Origin of the sequence: Streptomyces sp. NPDC003720 (assembly GCF_042875075.1) — a bacterium.
Classification (GTDB): domain Bacteria; phylum Actinomycetota; class Actinomycetes; order Streptomycetales; family Streptomycetaceae; genus Streptomyces.
This window is the reverse complement of record NZ_JBIANZ010000007.1, coordinates 36,919-55,093: the sequence shown is the minus strand read 5'-3', so window position 1 is coordinate 55,093 and position 18,175 is coordinate 36,919. Positions and strand designations below refer to the sequence as shown.

The 18,175-nt window shown below is 72.2% G+C and carries 24 protein-coding genes; 8 read left to right on the top strand and 16 right to left on the bottom strand.

Annotation, left to right across the window (positions count from 1 at the left end; translation table 11 throughout):
• Positions 1–8: 8 nt before the first annotated feature.
• Positions 9–743, bottom strand: a complete 735-nt coding sequence (locus tag ACFYU0_RS20115; RefSeq protein ID WP_351666088.1) for an HAD family hydrolase — start codon at positions 741–743, stop codon at positions 9–11.
• Positions 743–1,621: a winged helix-turn-helix domain-containing protein gene (locus tag ACFYU0_RS20110; RefSeq protein ID WP_351666090.1), complete on the bottom strand. Its 879-nt coding sequence runs from the start codon at positions 1,619–1,621 to the stop codon at positions 743–745. Before ACFYU0_RS20110 ends, ACFYU0_RS20115 begins: the two co-directional genes overlap by 1 nt.
• 130 nt (positions 1,622–1,751) lie before the next feature.
• On the opposite strand from ACFYU0_RS20110, the gene ACFYU0_RS20105 reads away from it, so the two are divergent.
• Positions 1,752–1,940: a hypothetical protein gene (locus ACFYU0_RS20105; protein ID WP_351666092.1), complete on the top strand. Its 189-nt coding sequence runs from the start codon at positions 1,752–1,754 to the stop codon at positions 1,938–1,940.
• Between the two features lie 40 nt (positions 1,941–1,980).
• Here the strand turns inward: ACFYU0_RS20105 and ACFYU0_RS20100 are convergent, their stop codons facing one another.
• The 3 genes from ACFYU0_RS20100 to ACFYU0_RS20090 form a co-directional block, all read right to left on the bottom strand.
• Positions 1,981–2,892, bottom strand: a complete 912-nt coding sequence (locus tag ACFYU0_RS20100) for a GntR family transcriptional regulator (protein WP_351666094.1) — start codon at positions 2,890–2,892, stop codon at positions 1,981–1,983.
• Between the two features lie 330 nt (positions 2,893–3,222).
• Positions 3,223–4,464 carry a GNAT family N-acetyltransferase gene (locus tag ACFYU0_RS20095; RefSeq protein ID WP_351666096.1) on the bottom strand — a complete coding sequence of 414 codons (1,242 nt, stop codon included), beginning with the start codon at positions 4,462–4,464 and terminating at the stop codon, positions 3,223–3,225.
• A gap of 72 nt (positions 4,465–4,536) precedes the next feature.
• Positions 4,537–5,127 carry an aerial mycelium formation protein gene (locus tag ACFYU0_RS20090; protein ID WP_351666098.1) on the bottom strand — a complete coding sequence of 197 codons (591 nt, stop codon included), beginning with the start codon at positions 5,125–5,127 and terminating at the stop codon, positions 4,537–4,539.
• A 159-nt stretch (positions 5,128–5,286) separates the two neighbouring features.
• On the opposite strand from ACFYU0_RS20090, the gene dtd reads away from it, so the two are divergent.
• Positions 5,287–5,712, top strand: coding sequence for a D-aminoacyl-tRNA deacylase (dtd, locus tag ACFYU0_RS20085; protein ID WP_351666100.1), 426 nt, complete (start codon positions 5,287–5,289; stop codon positions 5,710–5,712).
• 34 nt (positions 5,713–5,746) lie between these two features.
• Here dtd and ACFYU0_RS20080 read toward each other — a convergent pair whose 3' ends face one another.
• From ACFYU0_RS20080 to ACFYU0_RS20055, 6 genes are all read right to left on the bottom strand, one after another.
• Positions 5,747–6,712: a folate-binding protein gene (locus ACFYU0_RS20080; protein WP_351666102.1), complete on the bottom strand. Its 966-nt coding sequence runs from the start codon at positions 6,710–6,712 to the stop codon at positions 5,747–5,749.
• 10 nt (positions 6,713–6,722) lie between these two features.
• Positions 6,723–7,160 carry a Fur family transcriptional regulator gene (locus ACFYU0_RS20075; RefSeq protein ID WP_351666104.1) on the bottom strand — a complete coding sequence of 146 codons (438 nt, stop codon included), beginning with the start codon at positions 7,158–7,160 and terminating at the stop codon, positions 6,723–6,725.
• A gap of 188 nt (positions 7,161–7,348) precedes the next feature.
• Positions 7,349–7,924 (bottom strand): FABP family protein, encoded by a 576-nt coding sequence (locus ACFYU0_RS20070; RefSeq protein ID WP_389302912.1) that lies wholly within the window; start codon positions 7,922–7,924, stop codon positions 7,349–7,351.
• 233 nt (positions 7,925–8,157) lie between these two features.
• Positions 8,158–9,012: a hypothetical protein gene (locus tag ACFYU0_RS20065; RefSeq protein WP_389302910.1), complete on the bottom strand. Its 855-nt coding sequence runs from the start codon at positions 9,010–9,012 to the stop codon at positions 8,158–8,160.
• Complete coding sequence (locus tag ACFYU0_RS20060) at positions 9,009–10,196, bottom strand: hypothetical protein (protein ID WP_389302907.1); 1,188 nt, start codon at positions 10,194–10,196, stop codon at positions 9,009–9,011. Before ACFYU0_RS20060 ends, ACFYU0_RS20065 begins: the two co-directional genes overlap by 4 nt.
• Positions 10,193–10,969 (bottom strand): hypothetical protein, encoded by a 777-nt coding sequence (locus ACFYU0_RS20055; RefSeq protein ID WP_389302905.1) that lies wholly within the window; start codon positions 10,967–10,969, stop codon positions 10,193–10,195. Before ACFYU0_RS20055 ends, ACFYU0_RS20060 begins: the two co-directional genes overlap by 4 nt.
• 157 nt (positions 10,970–11,126) lie before the next feature.
• Here ACFYU0_RS20055 and ACFYU0_RS20050 point away from each other — a divergent pair, with 157 nt between their 5' ends.
• Entirely contained in the window at positions 11,127–11,489 is a 363-nt protein-coding gene (locus ACFYU0_RS20050; protein ID WP_389302902.1) for a DsrE family protein, read from the top strand.
• Between the two features lie 28 nt (positions 11,490–11,517).
• On the opposite strand, the gene ACFYU0_RS20045 is transcribed toward ACFYU0_RS20050, so the two are convergent.
• Complete coding sequence (locus ACFYU0_RS20045; RefSeq protein ID WP_351666116.1) at positions 11,518–11,898, bottom strand: VOC family protein; 381 nt, start codon at positions 11,896–11,898, stop codon at positions 11,518–11,520.
• Between the two features lie 26 nt (positions 11,899–11,924).
• Positions 11,925–12,185, bottom strand: coding sequence for a DUF3099 domain-containing protein (locus tag ACFYU0_RS20040; protein WP_389302900.1), 261 nt, complete (start codon positions 12,183–12,185; stop codon positions 11,925–11,927).
• A gap of 129 nt (positions 12,186–12,314) precedes the next feature.
• Between ACFYU0_RS20040 and ACFYU0_RS20035 the strand changes: the two genes are divergently transcribed.
• From ACFYU0_RS20035 to ACFYU0_RS20020, 4 genes are all read left to right on the top strand, one after another.
• Positions 12,315–13,037, top strand: a complete 723-nt coding sequence (locus ACFYU0_RS20035) for a DUF2993 domain-containing protein (RefSeq protein WP_389302898.1) — start codon at positions 12,315–12,317, stop codon at positions 13,035–13,037.
• A 201-nt stretch (positions 13,038–13,238) separates the two neighbouring features.
• Positions 13,239–13,319, top strand: coding sequence for an Ms5788A family Cys-rich leader peptide (locus ACFYU0_RS20030; protein ID WP_351055874.1), 81 nt, complete (start codon positions 13,239–13,241; stop codon positions 13,317–13,319).
• 134 nt (positions 13,320–13,453) lie between these two features.
• Entirely contained in the window at positions 13,454–14,299 is an 846-nt protein-coding gene (locus ACFYU0_RS20025) for a sulfurtransferase (RefSeq protein WP_389302896.1), read from the top strand.
• Between the two features lie 56 nt (positions 14,300–14,355).
• Positions 14,356–14,643, top strand: coding sequence for a DUF1416 domain-containing protein (locus tag ACFYU0_RS20020; protein WP_006348354.1), 288 nt, complete (start codon positions 14,356–14,358; stop codon positions 14,641–14,643).
• A 118-nt stretch (positions 14,644–14,761) separates the two neighbouring features.
• On the opposite strand, the gene ACFYU0_RS20015 is transcribed toward ACFYU0_RS20020, so the two are convergent.
• From ACFYU0_RS20015 to ACFYU0_RS20005, 3 genes are read right to left on the bottom strand one after another with little or no spacing between them, the layout of a single operon-like run.
• On the bottom strand, positions 14,762–16,060 hold the full coding sequence (locus tag ACFYU0_RS20015; protein ID WP_389302892.1) for a hypothetical protein: 1,299 nt from the start codon (positions 16,058–16,060) through the stop codon (positions 14,762–14,764).
• Between the two features lie 4 nt (positions 16,061–16,064).
• The gene (locus ACFYU0_RS20010; RefSeq protein ID WP_389302889.1) at positions 16,065–16,319 is read right to left on the bottom strand and encodes a MoaD/ThiS family protein; all 255 of its coding nucleotides are present in this window, start codon (positions 16,317–16,319) and stop codon (positions 16,065–16,067) included.
• A gap of 48 nt (positions 16,320–16,367) precedes the next feature.
• Positions 16,368–17,219, bottom strand: a complete 852-nt coding sequence (locus ACFYU0_RS20005) for an alpha/beta hydrolase (protein ID WP_389302886.1) — start codon at positions 17,217–17,219, stop codon at positions 16,368–16,370.
• 171 nt (positions 17,220–17,390) lie between these two features.
• Here ACFYU0_RS20005 and ACFYU0_RS20000 point away from each other — a divergent pair, with 171 nt between their 5' ends.
• Positions 17,391–18,170, top strand: a complete 780-nt coding sequence (locus tag ACFYU0_RS20000; RefSeq protein WP_389302883.1) for a winged-helix domain-containing protein — start codon at positions 17,391–17,393, stop codon at positions 18,168–18,170.
• Positions 18,171–18,175 lie beyond the last annotated feature (5 nt).

Below are 18,175 nucleotides of genomic sequence, written 5' to 3'. Positions count from 1 at the left end.
CGCCGACACTACCCTCGCAGTGCGCCCAGCAACGGCTCCAGGGAGCCGATCACCCACTTCGCCCCCGCCTCTCGCAGCAGCTTGGCCTTGCGCTCGTTGCGGGCGTAGCCGAGGAAGGACACACCGGCTCCGATCGCGGCGTCCAGGTCGGACGGGGAGTCACCGATCATGAGGGCGGCCGAGGGGGCCGAGCCCATCGCGGTCAGCGCCCGGTTGAGGCAGTGCGGATCCGGCTTGAGCAGGTGCAGCTCGGTGGTGCGGCCGTAGATGTGAGGGGCGAAGCACTCTGCGAGGCCCCGGCTGTCCAGGTAGGCGCGCACCACGCGCGGGGAGTTGTTGGTGGTGACGGCCAGCCGGCAGTCCACGGCCGTCCAGGTGCGGATCAGGGGGTCGGCGTAGGCGGTGGGCATGGCGGAGGCGGCCGCCCGCAGCTCCTCCTGGGTGAGACGTTCCTCCAGCTCCGTCACGAGGTCGCTGCCGGGGTGCCGTCGGTCCACCGCGCGCAGCACGATGTGCGGGTCGGGCGACTGGCGTTCACCTTCGGTGAGGAGCCCGTGCAGCCCGCGGCTCTCCAGCCACTCCACGAGCTCGTCGGCCACCCGTTCCGCCTTGTGCCGGGCGAAGAGGCGGCAGATCGGTCCGTCGAAGTCCCACAGGACCACTCGGGCACGTCCGATCAGTTCTCGCAGCTTCTCGATCTCGGTCGCGTTCTGTTCGGTCTGCGTCGTCGCATCAGAAGTCACTAGGAGAGTGTCAGGTCCGTCGTGATGGTTTCCCAGAGGGCGTCGAACCACTTCTGCGATTGCTCCACGAATGCGGCGTCCCGCTGGCCGGCCCGCCTCTCGAAGGAGAAGAGCAGGGACTCGGAGCCGAGCGTGTCGTACATCTCCAGTGTTCCGGAGTCGGTGGGCTCCTCGCGGCGGGTGACCATGTAGTGCGCGAAGAGCGCTTCCACGCCGTTGAGCAGGTACAGCTTGACCGGCGGGGTGAAGGGCAGGGCCCGGAAGGTGACGTGGACGTCGATGTCGTGCGTGGAGCGCAGGGCCCGCAGGTTGTACTGCAGGACCTGGCCCTGGGCGTTGCGCATCTCCAGCCAGCGCCGGTGCACGGGGTCGTCGTCGCCCCGCGCCTCGACCGAGACCGGGAAGGCGAGGTTGATGTCCCGGGACGGCAGCAGGACCCGCACGTCGATCCGGCCGGGGCGGATACGGCCCTCGTGGATCAGCCTCAGCGGTTCGCCGAGAGCCGGGATCAGGCTCTGCGCGGTCAGGCACACGGCGTCGATGCGCACGTGCGGGGCCGCGAAGGCCTCGGTCAGCCGGGGGGCGAGGCCCACCATCGTCGGCTGGGGCTCGTCATGGGCGGGGGCGGGCTCGGCGACGCGCGGTGGACTGCCCTTGCTGACGCCGCTCAGCAGACCGTCGTCCGCCAACGCCCGCAGGGCCTGCCGTACGGCCCCGCGCTCCACGCCGAACTCGACGGCGAGCTCGGCCTGGGTGGGCAGGCGCTCCCCGGCCTTCAGCTCGCCGGTGCGGATGCGTTCCCGCAGGACGTCGGCGATCTGCCGGGACGTGAGCCTGCCGCTGCCGTTCACTGCCACGTTCTCCTGAGCCACAACCAAACGCTACAACCCTGATCCATCTGACGGGAGTTGTCGCCAAGTTGTTTATGAGTATGGACCAAGTGGGGACAACTTAAACAGAGTTGGCTGCCAACTCGGGCGAGTTGGCAGACTGAAAGGGGGAACGTCCATGCCTGTCCTCGCGCTCCTCTGCGCCGTCCTCGTCGTCGGCTTCGAACAGCTCGTCGAATGGAAGTACGGCGCCGCCGGTCTGGTCGGCCTGCTGCTGCTCTCCGTGGGCATCAAGGCCAAGAGCCCTGCGGTCAGCTCCGCCGGGGCCCTGCTGCTCGCCCTGCTCCTCGCCGGCCCGGCCCTGTGACCGGCGCCGGCGATCCCCCGGGCGCGCCCGGACAGCGCGCCTAGGGCGTGAGCAGCAGGTCCGAACTGATCGTCTCCCACAGTGCGTTGAACCACAGGTGGGACTGTTCCACGAACGTGGTGTCGCGCAGGTCCGCACCCTGCGCGAAGGGGAACAGCATCGACCGCGTGCCCTCGGCGTCGTAGAGCTGGAGGTGCTCGTGGTCGATCTCCCGCTCGCGGCGGGTGAGCGTGTAGTAGGCGAACAGCGCCTCGCTCCCGTTGAGCAGGTACAGCTTGACCGGCGGGGTGAAGGGCAGGGCCCGGAAGGACACGCGCACGTCCATGCCGTGCGTGGTGCGCAGCGCGAGCAGGTTGTCGCGCAGCACCTGGCCCTGGGCGTTGCGCATCTCCAGCCAGCGCCGGTGCACGGGATCGTCGTCGCCCTGCGCGTCGACGGAGACCGGGAAGGCGAGGTCGATGTTCCGGGACGGCAGCAGGACCCGCACATCGATCTTGGCCGGTTTCAGCCGTCCGGCGTGGATCTGCCGGAGCGGCTCCCCGATCGCCAACGTGAGCGAGACGGCCGTCAGGCACAGCGCGTCGACCTCGACGTGCGGGGCGGCGAAGGCGGCCGCGATGCGCGGGGCGAGGCCGACCATGGTGGGCTGCGGCCCGGCCGCGGGGCCGGCCGCGGGCCCGGCCTGCTGGGCGAGGGCGGCCACGATGGCGGGGGCGCCCTTGGAGACGCCGGTCAGCAGGTGCTCCGACTGCAGGATGCGCAGCGCCTGGCGCACGGCGCCGCGCTCCACACCGAACTCGTCGGCCAGCTTGGCCTGGGTGGGCATGCGCTGGCCCGGCCGCAGGTCCCCGGACCTGATCCGGGCGCGCAGTTCGTCGGCCACCTCGCGGTGTGACGTGCGTGACCGCTGTGGCCTCTTCCGCCCATTGGCGGAGGCGTGTTCCGGGTCCACGAACGCACACTACAACTTCGCGCCAAGTTGCGGCAGTTCACGGGAAGGTGGTTATGAGCCGCTTCCAAGCGGAGATAAGTACAGTGAAGTTGGTCGCCAACTTGGGCGACATGGTCGAGCTTCTCAGTGGTTGGCCGACCGGGCTCCCTTCCGGAGGGGAGCCGGGAGCCCGGGCAGGGGGCGGCCACCGGAGCGCACAGTCACAACTGAACGGCCCGTACGGCCCGCACAGCCACAACTGAACACGTCATCGCACAGCCACAACCGAACACCGTGACAACCGAACAGCTCGCTACGGATGAACAGCACGTGCCGCCGGCAGAAGGGACCTCAGAAGATGTCCGGGCACCACGGTCGCCCGGGCGTGCGCAGCAGGGCGTCGGCCTTACGGGCGGCGCCCTCTCGCTCTTCCTGGACCCGTCCGAGGGCCGCGAGCCGCACCAGGGACTCGTCCCCCAGCCACACCGTGCCCAACTCCGCGACCGGAAGCGTCAGATCGGCGCCCGCCCCACCGGCCGGCCCGCAGGAGGCGCCCTGCGGAGAGGCCTCCAGCCGGAACCGCCCACCGGCCAGGCCGTCCGCGTCCACGACCTCCAGCACCAGCGAGCCCGTCCCGTCGTACGTGCGCGCCTCCAGGGCCCGTACGACGTCCAGGATCCGCACCCACAGCCAGTCCGCGTGGGCCGTCACCCGCGCCGCGCGGGGGTCGGGGAGGAAAAACGGCAGCAGGTCGTCCGGGCCGCGCCAGCCGCTCTTGACCTTCGTGATCCAGTCGATCGAGCACAGGAACCGCCACAGCGCCCGCTCCGCCGCCGGGGTGGCGGCGAGCAGCCAGTTGACGTCGGCGGTGTTGTGCGGCTGCTTGTCGTGCCAGCGGTCGTCCGACTCGTACGACACCAGGCCCTCGACCTCGCCGGAGGCCGACCGGTAGACGGCGTAGAACGGCTCGGTCCAGCCGCTGTCGCGGCCCAGGATCCCGGTGTTCAGCTGCCACCACAGCTCGTTCCTGCTGACCGCGCCGGGCTGGGCGCGGCGGACCCGCTCGTGCAGCCCGGGACCCAGCTCGCGGACGTCCTCCCCGTCCACCAGATCGATCCGGCCGCCGTCCTCCGGTCCCGACCAGCGCGGATCGAGGCCGCTGCGGGGCACCTCGACGGTCCACTCGGTCGTCCAGGTCGCCGGGCCGAAGCCGTAGCGGCCGTAGATCGGGTACTCGGCGGCGATCAGCGTGGCGACGACGTCACCGCGCTCCTTCGCGGCCGCCAGGTCCCGCGCCATCATGCGGCTCAGCAGGCCGCGCCGGCGGTGGGTGGGGGTGACGGTGACGTTGGTGATGGCGTCCGCGGGCACGGCGCCGCCGCCCACCGCGGTGATCTCCTGGTCGAAGGAGCGGAAGGTCGCCACACAGCGGCCGTTGTCGAAGGCGCCGAGCGGCCGGCTTCCGGCCCAGTGCTTGCGGCGCCCCTCGAGCTGCTCGGGCTTGAGCACCGGCTCCTGGAGGAATCCGATGTTCCGCGCGCGCTGCCAGTCCTCGAAATCGGCCTCGGTCGCCGTGCGGATGTCGATCGTCATGGGGGTCACGCTAGGCGGGCGCGCCGGACCCTGTCGCGCGGTTTTCCCTCCGTCCGGCCGTCCCCGCGCCGGTCAGGTCAGCAGGTCGTCGACCTGCGCCTCGCCCACCCGGTAACGGCGGGCGATCTCCCCGCTGCAGTCGTCCGTGACGCGCTGCAGGCGCTGGCGGCGCCGGGAGACCTCCTGCTCGTAGCCGATCAGACGGCCCATGGCGCAGGTCAGCTCCCGGTCGGTGCGGGCCCCGAGGTCCGACAGCTCGACCTCGCCGAGCATCTCCGCGGCCAGCAGCCGGTACTCCTCGTTGAGCGGGGTGCCGAGGGTGACGTGGCGGGCCGAGGAGCGCTGGCGGGCCGGGGCGTCGGTGAGGATCTCCGGGAGCCGCTCCACCACGGAGGCGTCCGCGGGCGCCGGTACGGAGGCCCGGCCGCGGCGGGCGAGTTCGGCGCGCAGGATGTCGATCCGGCCCTGCAGCAGCCGCCGCACGTAGCTGAGGTCCGCCTCGTCGCGCTGGGCGTCGCGGCGCAGGGCGCGCAGCTCGGGCAGGCTCGGCCGGGTCAAGTCGTACTCGGCCGGCTCCGCGGGCAGCGAAGGGCCGGGCTGCTCCTCGCCGCGCTGCGCGGGCGGCCGGTGCGTCTCCAGCCTTCCGGTACTCGGTGTGCTCATGTGCGTGTGACCGTCCCCTCGACCGGCGTGTGGGAGCATCGTGCCACCCCAAGTCGCCGCTATGTGACCGAGTGCCCCCGAACGGCCCCACATGGGGGCGTAAGGATCAATAATGGGCCGACCGTGTCCGGGGCCAGGCCACCCGGCATGATGGTCGGCATGCGTGCGGTGGTGCAGAGGGTGGACGGCGCGAGCGTCGTCGTGGACGGCGAGACGGTGGGCGCGATCGAGGGCGAGGGCCTGTGCGTCCTGGTCGGCGTCACCCACGAGGACACCAAGGAGAAGGCGGCCCAGCTCGCCCGCAAGCTCTGGTCGATCCGGATGCTGCAGGACGAGCGGTCGTGCAGCGACGTCGACGCCCCGCTGCTCGTCGTCAGCCAGTTCACCCTGTACGGCGACGCCCGCAAGGGGCGCCGCCCCACCTGGAACGCGGCCGCGCCCGGCGATGTCGCCGAGCCGCTGGTGGACGAGGTCGTCGCCCAGCTGCGGGCGCTGGGCGCGACGGTGGCGACGGGGCGGTTCGGGGCCCGGATGCGGGTGTCCCTGACGAACGACGGGCCGTTCACGGTGCTGCTGGAGATGTGACGCGCCCGCCGCGGGGCCGCGGCGGGCGAGGGCGCTACGGCTCGACGATCACTTCCTGGGCGGCGGCCGTCTCCCCGGCCACCAGCCGGGCGTCCAGCGGTACGTTGCGCTTGACCAGGGCGAGGGCCACCGGGCCCAGTTCGTGGTGGCGCACGGACGTGGTCACGAAGCCGATCCTGCGGCCGTCGGGCCCCTCGTCCGCGAGGCGGATCCCGGTGCCGTGGGCGGGCAGGTGCACCTCGCTGCCGTCGAGGTGCAGGAAGACCAGCCGCCGGGGCGGCTTGCCCAGGTTCTGCACCCGGGCCACCGTCTCCTGGCCGCGGTAGCAGCCCTTCTGGAGGTGGACGGCGGTGCCGATCCAGCCCAGCTCGTGCGGGATGGTGCGGTGGTCGGTCTCGAAACCGAGGCGGGGGCGGTGGTGCTCCACGCGCAGCGCCTCGTGGGCGAGCAGGCCGGCCGCGGGGCCGGACCTCGCGGCGAACGACTCCAGCTCGGCGCGCGGCAGGAAGAGGTCACGGCCGTACGCCGTCTCGCGTACGGCGACGCCCTCGGGCACCTCGGCGATGGAGCCGGCGGGCAGGTGGACCACCGCCACGTCGGCGGTGCGGTCGGCGACCTCGACCCGGTAGAAGAACTTCATCGACTCCAGGTAGGCGATCAGCGCCTGCTCGGTGCCGGGCTCCACGTGGGCCCAGACCGTCGTGCCGTCGTCCACCAGGTAGAGCGCGTGCTCGATGTGGCCGTTCGCGGAGAGGATCAGGGCCTCGGTGGCCTCGCCCGCCGGCAGGTCGCTGACGTGCTGGGTGAGCAGCAGGTGCAGCCAGCTCAGCCGGTCCTCGCCGGTGACGGTGATCACGCCGCGGTGGGACAGGTCCACGAAGCCGGTGCCTTCGGCGAGGGCGCGCTGCTCGCGGAACAGCTCGCCGTAGTGGGCGGCGACGCCTTCGTCCGGGCCCTCGCCGGGGACGGCGCCGGGCAGGGACAGCAGAGGGCTCTTCATACCGGCAAGCCTACGTCGTGGTAGTTGAGCCCTTCAGGGCGCAGTCCTTGCAGCGGCCGAAGATCGCGAAGTGCTTCATGTCGGTGTCGAAGCCGAACTGCTCGCGGAGCTTGGCGGTGAAGTCCGCGGCCACGTCCACGTCCGCCTCGATGACGTTCTCGCAGTCGCGGCACACCAGGTGCAGATGGTGGTGGCGGTCGGCGAGGTGGTAGGTGGGCGCGCCGTGGCCGAGGTGGGCGTGGCTGACCAGACCGAGTTCCTCAAGCAGCTCCAGCGTGCGGTAGACGGTCGAGATGTTGACCCCCGAGGCGGTCTTGCGCACCTCGCCGAGGATGGCGTCGGGGGTCGCGTGCTCCAGGGCGTCCACGGCTTCGAGCACGAGTTGCCGCTGCGGCGTGAGCCGGTAGCCGCGCTGCCTGAGGTCGCTCTTCCAGTCGGTGCTCACCACACCGGAAAGTCTAGGGCCACCGGCCCCCGGGGCTCACGCGGCGACAGGCCCGCCCGCCGGACGGGCCGCCGTGAGGCGGACCCGCCGGCGGACGGGCCTGTGGAAGCACGGGCCGGCGTGGGCCGGCCGGGAGCAGACCGGGCGGAAGCGCGAGCCGGCCGGAGACCGGGCCGCCCGGACGGCGTGGCCTACTTGAAGAACGCGATGCCGTCGTCCGGCATGTCGTCGGGCAGGGCCTTCGCCCAGCGCTCGAACTCCTCCGGGGTGACGACCTTCTTCAGATGGGCCGACATGTAGGGGCGCAGCTCGACCTCGGGGGTCTGCTTCTCGCCGACCCACATGAGGTCGCTCTTCACGTAGCCGTACAGCCGCTTGCCGCCGGTGTAGGGCGGGGCGTCGGGGGTGCGGGCGACGGTGTCGGAGACGAGGTCGATCTGCGGCTTCTTGTCGGCCATCTCGCCGTACCAGATCTCGATGACGCCGTCGTCGCGGGTCATCGTCACCTCGACCCGGCGCTCGGCGTCGATCCGCCAGAAGCCGGACTCCGACTCCAGCGGGCGGACCTTGTTGCCGTCGTTGTCCAGCACCCAGGTGCGGGAGTGGTACTCCAGGAAGTCCCGGCCGTCGTGGCCGAAGGTGACCTCCTGACCGAAGTTGCACTTCTCCGAGCCGGGGAAGTCGTGCACGCCCGCGCCGGCCCAGTTGCCGAGCAGGAAGGCGAGCGGGACGAGGTCCTTGTGCAGGTCGGACGGGATCTCGATCATGATCGGCAGAGTTCCTGGGTGGGGGTGGTCAGCGCTGGCCCTGGTACAGCTTCTTCACGGTCAGACCGGCGAAGGCGAGAACGCCGACGCAGACCAGGACCAGCAGGGTTTCGAAGAAGATCTCCACGGGTGCTCCTTGAGCGAGGGTGGGCGTACGACAGAGCCGGGGCCCAGCTTACGCGGCCGGGACCCGGCCCTCCTTCCGAGGTGGCGCCCCGGAGCCCGTCGGGGGGTCAGCGGAGCAGCTGGCTCTGCAGCACCACCGTCTGCTGGAAGGGGATCGCGAGGGCGGAACCCTTCCGGGACTGCAGGACCACGGCGTACACGTCCCCCGCCGAGACGAAGGCCTCACGGACCTGTTCGGCGCCGTAGGGCCTGGTCTCGACGTACGCGGTGCGCTCGGTCCCGGACACCGACGCCGCGTCGGGGAAGCGCTCGTCGTAGACGGCCTCACCGACGCCGCGCACCTGGCGGCCGGGGACGCTGTACGCCACGTTCTCGCTGGCGAACTCGTTCTCCACGACGTTCGCCGTGCCGAACTGCAGCAGGTAGATCCGGGTCCGGGTGCCGTCCGGCATGGTCCAGCCGCGGGCCGCGATGTGCCGCAAGCCGGTGTCGAGGAGTTTCTGCCGCAGCTCGTCCCGTTCCTCCTTGCGCGGGAACTCCGCCAGGTAGGCGCCGGTGGCCAGCCAGCCGTCCCGGCCGCGCAGCGCCTTGTCCTCGGTGGCGCCCTCGGGCGCGGGGAGCAGCAGGGCGCGCAGGTCGGCGAAGTGCGAACCGGCCCGGTTCGAATCGGCGAAGGGGGCGGGGCTGCCGGCGGGCAGCGGGGGCCTGGTCAGCTCCGGGTAGTCCCACCGGCCGTCGGACTCGGTGGCGAGTCCGGGTACGTCCGTACGGTCCATCCGGGTGATCCCGTACGCCGTGCCGGCCCCGACCGCCGCGAACGCCACGACGGCCGCGGTCCAGCGCAGCACGGCCCGCAGGAGGCGGCGGTCCCGGCCGGGGGCGGACGGCGCCGGCTCGGGCGCCGGCTCGGGCGCCGGCTCGGGCAGCGCGGCGGACGGCTCTGTCGACAGGTGTTCGCTCATACGGCCGCTCCCGGTTCGGCTATACGGTCGAGCTGGGTGGCGAGGAGCTTCGCGACCCCGTCGCCGTCGAGGGTCTTCGCACCGGACGCGGTGATGGTGACCAGGACGTCGCCGACGTAGGCCGAGCAGAACATCCCGTTCACGCCCTCGCCCGAACCCTTGGGCGAGCGGAAGCACTTGGCGTCCTCGTGGCCCTTGACCGCCGGCCCCGCGCGCAGGGCGCCCAGCTCCTGGACGATCTTGTTGGTGGACGTGGAGATGCGGCGGGCCGCGGACTCGTCCCCCATCCGGGACAGCGTGATGCTCACCGCGTAGACCTCCTCGTTCCACAGGTAGGGCTGGGACTGCGCGCTGAAGTAGCTGCGCATGGCCATGCCGGTGATGTGCTGCCGGTCGATCTGCCGCTCCATCTCCTTGCGGGTGGTCCGGGGCAGGCCGCTCACCGACCGCTTGCGCAGGGCCGTGGCCTGGGCGCCGGTCAGCTCGGCGTCGGCGCCGAACTCCCCGATGTCGGGACCGGGGACCCAGGTGCCGGTCCCGTACGGCACGAGCATGCCCGCGAGCCCGTGCCGCGGCTCCGCCTTCTTCTCGTCGGCCGCGGTCCTGGGAAACCGCCAGAGCGGCGGGCCGGCGTCCCGATCGGCCGCCCGCACGGTGACGACGGTGTGCCCCACCCCGGCGACGAGGGCTCCGGCCAGCAGCACGCACCCGGCGACGACGGAAACACGGATCCGCCGCCGGCCCGTACGCCCACCACCGCCCTGAACGGGCTCGGGGAGGGGGTGCGCGGCCGGCTCGGCGGGCGCGGCCGGCTCGGCCGACTGGACGGGCGCGACCGGCACGGCCGGCTCGACGGGCGCGACCGGCACGGCCGGCTCGACGGGCGCGGCCATGTCGGCAGGCACAGCGGGGGCAGCCGACTCGACGGCCACATCCGGCTCGGCAGGCACGGCCGGCTCGACGGGCACGGCGGGGACAGCCGACTCGACGGCCACATCCGGCTCGGCAGGCACGGCCGGCTCGGCAGGCACGGCCGGCTCGGCAGGCACGGCCGGCTCGGCAGGCACGGCCGGCTCGACGGGCACGGCGGGGACAGCCGACTCGACGGGCGCGGCCGGCTCGACGGGGGCAGGCGGGGTGGTGGCCGTAGCGGACTCCGGCGGTCTGTTCGGGTTCTCGGTCACAGCCGCTCCATCTGCCGTCGGGCCAGGTCCCTGATCTCCTTCTCGGTGATCGGGCCGTTGCTGAACACCCAGATCTCCATCGCCACGTCACCGCGCCATGCGTACGCCTCGGCCGAGTACAGCGTCCGTCCCGACCCGTAGTCGACGACCGGCCGCGGGTGGACGTACGCCATCCCGTCCCCGGTCCCCTGGATGCTCCAGCTCCTAGCTCCCGGGGCGGATTCCACGTCGTCCTCCATGGTGTGGGTGGCGTCGGCCGCCGCCATGGAGTCCTCCTGCCGGTACTGGACCAGCCGGATGTCGACGACGGACGAGGTGCCGACCTTCCAGCCGGTGACGGCCGCCCGGCGGAACTGGTCCGTCGCGAGCGAGTTGAACTTCTCGCCGGGGCGGCTGAAGTGGTCGGCGTACTCCGCCAGTTCCATCCAGCCGTCCTGCGGCACCCAGGACGCCGTGCGCGCGCCGCGCGGCTTGTCCAGCAGCAGCTTGCGCAGGTCGCCGTCCGTCCTGACCTTGCGGTCCTCGGCGGCGGAGAGCGGCTCGACGTCTCCCTCGGCCTGGCCGATCACCGGCTGCGAGAGCGACGGCAGCCTCGTGGGCTCGCGCTCGGCCTGGACGAGGTAGCCGGCGCAGACACCGGCCACCAGGCCGAGCAGCGCGCCGGCACCGGCCAGCCGGGCCGTACGGCCGCGCCGGCGGGACCGGCCCGGGGCGGGTGCACCGGAGAGGGCCGCCGCGCCGGTTCCGGTCCGCTCGACCGGATCATTCGCCACACCGGGAACATCCGGCCCGCCGGGTCTGTCTTCCGGCACTTCTGCTTCTTCCAAGACTTCCCCCCACAGAACGGGAAGCGTGACTTCCGAATCCACGCTGCACAGCAGACTCACGGTCAAGTCCGGGAGTTGCTGCGGCGTTGATTACGATTCGGCCATGGCGAAGAAGCTCGTGATCAAGGTGACTGCCGGGGCCGACGCCCCCGAGCGCTGCTCGCAGGCGTTCACGGTGGCGGCGGTCGCCGTCGCCAGCGGGGTCGAGGTCTCCCTGTGGCTGACCGGGGAGTCGTCCTGGTTCGCGCTGCCGGGCCGGGCCGCCGAGTTCGAACTGCCGCACGCGGCCCCGCTGCCCGACCTGATCGACTCGATCCTCACGGCCGGCCGCATCACCCTGTGCACCCAGTGCGCGGCCCGGCGCGAGATCACCGAGAAGGACGTCCTGGAGGGCGTACGGATCGCGGGCGCCCAGGTCTTCGTGCAGGAGGCGCTGGCCGACGGGACCCAGGCGCTCGTCTACTGAGACCGCGCGGGACCGCGCTCCGGACGGTTCACTCCCCCTGCCGGCTCCACAGGCAGAAGGGGTGCCCGGCGGGATCCAGCAGCACCCGGACGTCGGACTGCGGCTGGTGCGCGGCGAGCGTCGCGCCCTCGGCGAGCGCCCGTGCGGTCTCGCCCTCCAGGTCGTCGACCTCGATGTCGAGGTGCAGCATCATCTGCTGGCCGCCCGGTTCACGGCCGGGCCAGACCGGCGGGACGTATCCGGGTTCCGTCTGGAACGACAGCGCCGTGCCGCCGCCCGGCGGGCCGATGAGCACCCAGTCGGGCTCCTCGGCGCGCACGGCGTAGCCGAGCAGGCGCCGGTAGAAGCCGGCCAGCGCGTGCGCGTCGGGCGCGTCGAGCACCACCGTGGACAGCCGTGCCGATGCCATGTGTTGCCCCCTCCTGCCGGCGGCGCCTACGGGCGGCGCTTCTTGCCGTCCAGCTCGTCCCACCACTCGTCGGACTTCGGGTCGCCGGACGGGTCGTCCCACCAGCGGTCGTCGGGTCCCCTCCGGTTCGCGACCATCGCGGCGACCGGCGGCATGACCATGGCCGCCACGCACATGCCCACGGCCGCCGGGATCGACCACAGGCGCACCACGCCCCACGCCAGGACGAAGAGACCGATACAGGTCGCCATCATGGCGAAGTAGATGTGCCGTCGACGGGCCAGCATGCTTCAAGCCTAGGTCGCGGCGCCCGGTCCCGCCGCTGTCACAACCGATCGACAATCCTCCGCCTGCCGCTCCCCGCCCGGTTACCGTGGCGTACCCAGACCACTGCCGACCCCGGGGGTACTCACCACATGCGCGCCTTGCGAATACTGCTGGTCCTCCTCGTGGTCGTCGGCCTGCTGTTCGTCGTCGTGGACCGGGTCGCGGTGCACTTCGCGGAGGGCGAGGTGGCCGACCGGTTGAAGACCACCGAGAACCTGTCGAGCACGCCCGACGTGTCCATCAAGGGTTTCCCGTTCCTGACCCAGATGGCGAGCGGCGAGCTGGACGACGTCGAGGTCGGCGTCAAGGACTACGAGGCGGCCACCGGCAAGGGCGCGCAGACGATCCGCATCGACGACCTCAGGGCCGACATGCGGGACGTGACCTTCTCCGGCGACTACAGCTCGGCCACCGCCGCCGACGCCACGGGTACGGCGACCATCGCCTACGACGAGCTGCTGAAGGCCGCGAAGTCCGAGCCCACCCCGCTCGGCCTGGGGCTCACGGCCCAGGTGGTCGGACTGTCGGACGGGGGGAACGGCAAGATCAAGCTGGCCGTGAAGGTCTCCGGGCTGGCCACGATCCACCTGCTGAGCTCGGTCGCCGTCAAGGACGACAAGGTGCAGGTGAAGGCCGACGGCGTGCCCAGGTTCGGCGGCCTCGACCTCGCGGAGGGCCTGATCCGCTCGGTCACCGACTTCCAGCAGGTCATCGACCGGCTGCCCGGCGGCATCGAGCTGGCCAGGGTGCAGGCCACGAAGGACGGCGTGGAGATCGGCGTGAAGGGTTCGGACGTCAGGCTGGCGGGGTAGTACGAAAGCCGGCGGAGAACGGCGGTTGTCCGGCAGTCGAGACACCCGCGTCCGTACCGCAGATGCGACAGCGCACCCGAGCGCCCGGGGACCGTGCGAGGACGGTCCGGGCGCTCTTCTGTTCCCACCATTCGGACGATCGCGTCTCAGAATGCGACACGCCGGTGACACGTCCGCCCAGACATCCCTACGATCGAACCCATGAGGCGACAGGCGGATCTCACGAAGCGGCGGGCAGTGGACCTGTGCCGCGTTGCCGCCATGCTCTGTCGCCCTTTCTGAAGCGGTAGCGGCCGCCCCGGCCCCCGCGTTCCCCACCGCCCTGTCTCGAAGGGCACCCGTGCGCCGCTCGCGTCCGAGCGCCCGCACCCACGCACTTGCACGCCCCGCCGTAACTGCCCCGGAGGAGAAAGAGCATGAGCCGCAGCGACGTCCTCGTAGACGCGGACTGGGTCCAGGAGCACCTGGACGACCCGAACGTCGCCATCGTCGAGGTGGACGAGGACACGTCCGCCTACGAGAAGAACCACATCAAGAACGCGATCCGCATCGACTGGACCAAGGACCTGCAGGACCCGGTCCGTCGTGACTTCATCGACCAGGAGGGCTTCGAGAAGCTCCTGTCGAAGAAGGGCATCGCCAACGACACGCTGGTGATCCTCTACGGCGGCAACAACAACTGGTTCGCGTCCTACGCCTACTGGTACTTCAAGCTGTACGGCCACGAGAACGTCAAGCTCCTCGACGGCGGCCGCAAGAAGTGGGAGCTGGACGCCCGCGAGCTGGTCGCCGGCGACGAGGTGCCCGAGCGCGCCGGCACCGCGTACAAGGCCAAGCCGCAGGACGCCTCGATCCGCGCCTTCCGCGACGACGTCGTGGCCGCGATCGGCTCCCAGAACCTGGTCGACGTGCGCTCCCCCGACGAGTTCTCCGGCAAGCTGCTCGCCCCGGCCCACCTGCCGCAGGAGCAGTCGCAGCGCCCGGGCCACGTCCCGACCGCCGCGAACATCCCGTGGTCCAAGAACGCCAACGACGACGGCACCTTCAAGTCGGACGACGAGCTGCGCGAGCTCTACGCCCAGGAGGACGTGGACCTCGCCAAGGACACCATCGCCTACTGCCGCATCGGTGAGCGCTCGGCCCTGACCTGGTTCGTGCTGCACGAGCTCCTCGGTGTGCAGAACGTCAAGAACTACGACGGCTCCTGGACCGAGTACGGCTCCCTGGTCGGCGTGCCGATCGAGCTCGGCTCCGGCAAGTAACCGCAAACCAACCCTTCCCGACCGACCTTCTGGTCAGACCCCTTACGGAGAGACGCATGTGTGGAGCGAAGGCCGGCGGCCCGGACGCCTCGACGATCAAGCCCGGTGAGACCACGATCCAGGGTCAGGTGACCCGGGACGGCGAGCCGGTGACGGGCTACGTCCGGCTGCTGGACTCGACCGGCGAGTTCACCGCGGAGGTGCCCACCTCCGCCACGGGCCAGTTCCGCTTCTACGCGGCGGAGGGCACCTGGACCCTCCGGGCGCTGGTGCCCGGCGGCACGGCGGACCGCACGGTCGTCGCTCAGCAGGGCGGGCTGGCCGAGGTCGCCATCGCCGTCTGAGCGGACTGAGCGGGCCGAACGGGCTCGGTGACGGCGAAGGGCCGCATCCCTGGGTTGGACGCCAGGGGGATGCGGCCCTTCGGCATGTCCGCGCCCGGGGCGCGGCGGGTCCGGCCGGCTAGCCGAGCACCCGCCCCAGCGCCCACACCACCGGGGCCGCCGCCGACAGGGGCAGGGCCACACCCGCGGTGAAGTGCACGAAGCGGGAGGGGTAGTCGTAACTGGCGACACGGTGGCCGATCAGCGCGCAGACGCCGGCCGCCGCGCCCAGGGCGGAACCGCTGGCGCCGAATCCGGTCACGCCGCCCACCGCGATGCCCGCGCCGGCCGCCGCCAGCACGGCGACCACGACCGAGGCCGGGGTGGGCAGCGGCAGCGCACGGGCCACCACGGCCACGGCGACCGCGGCCGCGCCCACCGACACCGCGTGCGGGTCGGCGCCCAGGTAGCCGGTGGCCAGCACCGACAGGGCCGTCGAGGCGACCGTCGCCATCAGGCCGTACATCCGCTCGTCGGGCGAGGCGTGCGAGCGGAGCTGGAGGACGAGGGACAGCAGGACCCACGCGCCGAGCGGACCGAGGATCGCGGCGGGCGCGTGGTCGCGGCCCGCGGCCAGCACCGCGACGTCCGCGGTGAGCGCTCCCGCGAAGGCCAGCGCGATGCCCTGCCGGGCGGGCCACATGCCGTTCAGCCGGAACCAGCCCGCGGCCGTCACGGCCTGGAGCAGCACCAGCGGCACGACGAGGGCGTACGAGCCGACGGGCGCCGTCACGGCCAGCAGCAGGCCCAGCAGGACGGTGAGCAGCGCCGGCTGCATACCGGGCTCGATGACCGGGGAGCGGCCCTCCAGGCGGGCCCGCTGGGCGTCGGTGACACGGCTGTTGCCGGCGAGGGTGGCGGGACCGTACCCGGGCTCGCCCCCGTCACCGGCCGGGGCCTCCGCCGCGGGCGCCCCCGCGTGCGCCCCCGCGTACGTCCCGGGCTGCGGCTGCGCGTGCGGTGTCCCGTGCTGCGGCTGGGCGTGCGGTGCCCCGTGCTGCGGCGCGTACGGGTCGCCGGTCTGCAGCGCGTACGGCTCGCCGGCCTGCGGCTGGTACGGCTCGGTGACCTGCGGCCGGTGCTGGGCCGCCTGGTGCGGCTGCTGGTACCCCTGCTGCTCGGGGGGCAGCGGGTACGCCCCGCCGGCCGGCTGGACCGGCGCGTGGGTCTGCGTCTCCCACGTCTGCCCCTGCCACTGCTGGGTGTGCTGCGTGTCGTGGCCGGGCTGCGCGTACGCGTCGTGGCCGGCCCACCCCTGCTGCCCCTGGTGCTGCTCCGGCGACTGCTGGGGCTGCTGGTGCCGGCGATGCTGATAGGGCTGCTGCCCGTACGGGTCGTAGCCCTCGTACGGCCCGCCCTGGTACGGCTGGTCGCTCATCGCCTCATCCTCCTGCGAACGGCGGGAGCACCTCGACCGTGCCGCCCTCGGCCAGCCGTACCGTCTCATGCGCGCGGGTCCCGACGGGGTCGCCGTCGACGAGGAAGGAGCAGCGCCGCAGGACGCGCGTGAGTTCACCGGGGTGCCGCTCACGCACCGTGGCGAGCGCCTCGGCGAGCGTGGCCGCGTCGTACGGCTCCTCCGCCACCCCGGCAGCGGCCTTGGCGGCGGCCCAGTAGCGGACCGTGACCTTGGGCATCTGGTTCCTCTATCGACGGCGGACAGAACAAAGACGGATGGTGTCAGGCTAGCCCGCCCGCGCGGCCGCCCAGTCCCCCACGCGGGCCAGCAGGGCGTCGTCCGCCGCGTTCTCCGCGTGGCCCATGCCCGGTTCCACCCACAGCTCGCCGTGGTCGCCGGCCGCCTCGGCCAGCATCCGGGGATGGTCGAGGGGGAAGTAGCCGTCGCGGTCGCCGTGCACGATCAGCAGCGGGGTCGGCGCGATCCGGGGCACCGCCTGCACCGGGGAGAGCGGCACCGGGTCCCACTGCCGGTGGTGGATGCGGGTGCGCAGGCCGTAGCGGCCGACCAGCCGACCCGCCGGACGGGTGACCAGCCAGTGCAGACGGCGCATGGGGGCGGTGCCCCGGTAGTACCAGCGGGCGGGCGCGCTGACCGCGACCACCGCGTCGACCGTGCCGGGCCGCAGGGCCGCGTGCCGCAGGACCACCGAGCCGCCCATGGAGAAGCCGACGGTCACCACGCGCCGGTGCCCGAGGCCGCGCGCCCACTCCACCGCCGCGGCCAGGTCAAGCACCTCCTTGTCGCCGACCGTGGACCGGCCGCCCGAGGCGCCGTGGCCGCGGAAGGAGAAGGCGACGACGGCGCCGTAGCGGGCGAACACGGCCGCCGCACGGCGCACGTGCGGGCGGTCCACGTCCCCGGTGAAGCCGTGGGCGATCACGAACACCGGGTAGCCGGAGGGTGGCGAGGAGGCCGACGGGGACGCTTCGTATACGACCGGGCCCGGATCGTATACGGCCTCGACCGCGATCCCGTCCGATGTGCGGAGGAAAGTCCGGATAGGGGACCGTCCGGCCGTCTCGCGATTCGGACGAACGGTGGAACGCGCCACATGACCCGACGAACGGTTGCCCATGTGGGCTATTCTGCTCGGCAGAGGACTCGGGCAGCGCAGCCCCCGGGTCCTTTTGTGCTTTCGGAAGCGTTGTATACGAAGCGGGAGACCGCGGACGTACGGGGCCTTCGGGATCGCAGAGCAGTTCCGTACCGCACATGTCCTCGCAGGGACCGAGGAGGAACCAGACGTATGAGTTCTCTGCTGCTCCTGACCAACGCCCTCCAGCCGTCGACGGAGGTGCTCCCCGCGCTGGGCCTGCTGCTGCACAACGTGCGGGTGGCGCCGGCCGAGGGTCCCGCCCTCGTCGACACCCCCGGCGCCGACGTGATCCTCATCGACGGTCGCCGCGACCTGCCGCAGGTGCGCAGCCTGTGCCAGCTCCTGCGTTCCACCGGACCGGGCTGTCCCCTCCTCCTCGTCGTCACCGAGGGCGGCCTCGCGGCCGTCACCGCCGACTGGGGCATCGACGACGTGCTGCTCGACACGGCCGGTCCGGCCGAGGTCGAGGCCCGGCTGCGGCTCGCCATGGGCCGGCAGCAGATCGTCAACGACGACTCCCCCATGGAGATCCGCAACGGCGACCTCTCCGTGGACGAGGCGACCTACTCCGCCAAGCTCAAGGGCCGGGTCCTGGACCTGACCTTCAAGGAGTTCGAGCTGCTCAAGTACCTCGCGCAGCACCCCGGCCGGGTCTTCACCCGCGCCCAGCTGCTGCAGGAGGTCTGGGGCTACGACTACTTCGGCGGCACCCGCACGGTCGACGTGCACGTACGGCGGCTGCGCGCCAAGCTCGGCCCGGAGCACGAGTCGCTGATCGGGACCGTCCGCAACGTCGGCTACCGCTTCGTCACCCCTGAGAAGGGCGACCGCGGCGCCGACGAGAACAAGGCCAAGGCGGACCGGGCGAAGGCGGACGAAGCGGACGCTTCGGCCGCACTCGACGCCGCCGAGATCCACGCGGACGCGTAGGCCGG

Bases quoted from the DNA above. Each gene is read 5' to 3' on its own strand.
- ACFYU0_RS20105 (WP_351666092.1), top strand. From the start codon at position 1,752: ATGCCTGTCCTCGCGCTCCTCTGCGCCGTCCTCGTCGTCGGCTTCGAA.
- ACFYU0_RS20095 (WP_351666096.1), bottom strand. From the start codon at position 4,464: ATGACGATCGACATCCGCACGGCGACCGAGGCCGATTTCGAGGACTGG.
- ACFYU0_RS20090 (WP_351666098.1), bottom strand. From the start codon at position 5,127: ATGAGCACACCGAGTACCGGAAGGCTGGAGACGCACCGGCCGCCCGCG.
- dtd (WP_351666100.1), top strand. From the start codon at position 5,287: ATGCGTGCGGTGGTGCAGAGGGTGGACGGCGCGAGCGTCGTCGTGGAC.
- ACFYU0_RS20080 (WP_351666102.1), bottom strand. From the start codon at position 6,712: ATGAAGAGCCCTCTGCTGTCCCTGCCCGGCGCCGTCCCCGGCGAGGGC.
- ACFYU0_RS20070 (WP_389302912.1), bottom strand. From the start codon at position 7,924: ATGATCGAGATCCCGTCCGACCTGCACAAGGACCTCGTCCCGCTCGCC.
- ACFYU0_RS20065 (WP_389302910.1), bottom strand. From the start codon at position 9,012: ATGAGCGAACACCTGTCGACAGAGCCGTCCGCCGCGCTGCCCGAGCCG.
- ACFYU0_RS20050 (WP_389302902.1), top strand. From the start codon at position 11,127: ATGGCGAAGAAGCTCGTGATCAAGGTGACTGCCGGGGCCGACGCCCCC.
- ACFYU0_RS20045 (WP_351666116.1), bottom strand. From the start codon at position 11,898: ATGGCATCGGCACGGCTGTCCACGGTGGTGCTCGACGCGCCCGACGCG.
- ACFYU0_RS20040 (WP_389302900.1), bottom strand. From the start codon at position 12,185: ATGCTGGCCCGTCGACGGCACATCTACTTCGCCATGATGGCGACCTGT.
- ACFYU0_RS20035 (WP_389302898.1), top strand. From the start codon at position 12,315: ATGCGCGCCTTGCGAATACTGCTGGTCCTCCTCGTGGTCGTCGGCCTG.
- ACFYU0_RS20030 (WP_351055874.1), top strand. From the start codon at position 13,239: ATGAGGCGACAGGCGGATCTCACGAAGCGGCGGGCAGTGGACCTGTGC.
- ACFYU0_RS20025 (WP_389302896.1), top strand. From the start codon at position 13,454: ATGAGCCGCAGCGACGTCCTCGTAGACGCGGACTGGGTCCAGGAGCAC.
- ACFYU0_RS20020 (WP_006348354.1), top strand. From the start codon at position 14,356: ATGTGTGGAGCGAAGGCCGGCGGCCCGGACGCCTCGACGATCAAGCCC.
- ACFYU0_RS20015 (WP_389302892.1), bottom strand. From the start codon at position 16,060: ATGAGCGACCAGCCGTACCAGGGCGGGCCGTACGAGGGCTACGACCCG.
- ACFYU0_RS20010 (WP_389302889.1), bottom strand. From the start codon at position 16,319: ATGCCCAAGGTCACGGTCCGCTACTGGGCCGCCGCCAAGGCCGCTGCC.
- ACFYU0_RS20005 (WP_389302886.1), bottom strand. From the start codon at position 17,219: ATGGGCAACCGTTCGTCGGGTCATGTGGCGCGTTCCACCGTTCGTCCG.
- ACFYU0_RS20000 (WP_389302883.1), top strand. From the start codon at position 17,391: ATGAGTTCTCTGCTGCTCCTGACCAACGCCCTCCAGCCGTCGACGGAG.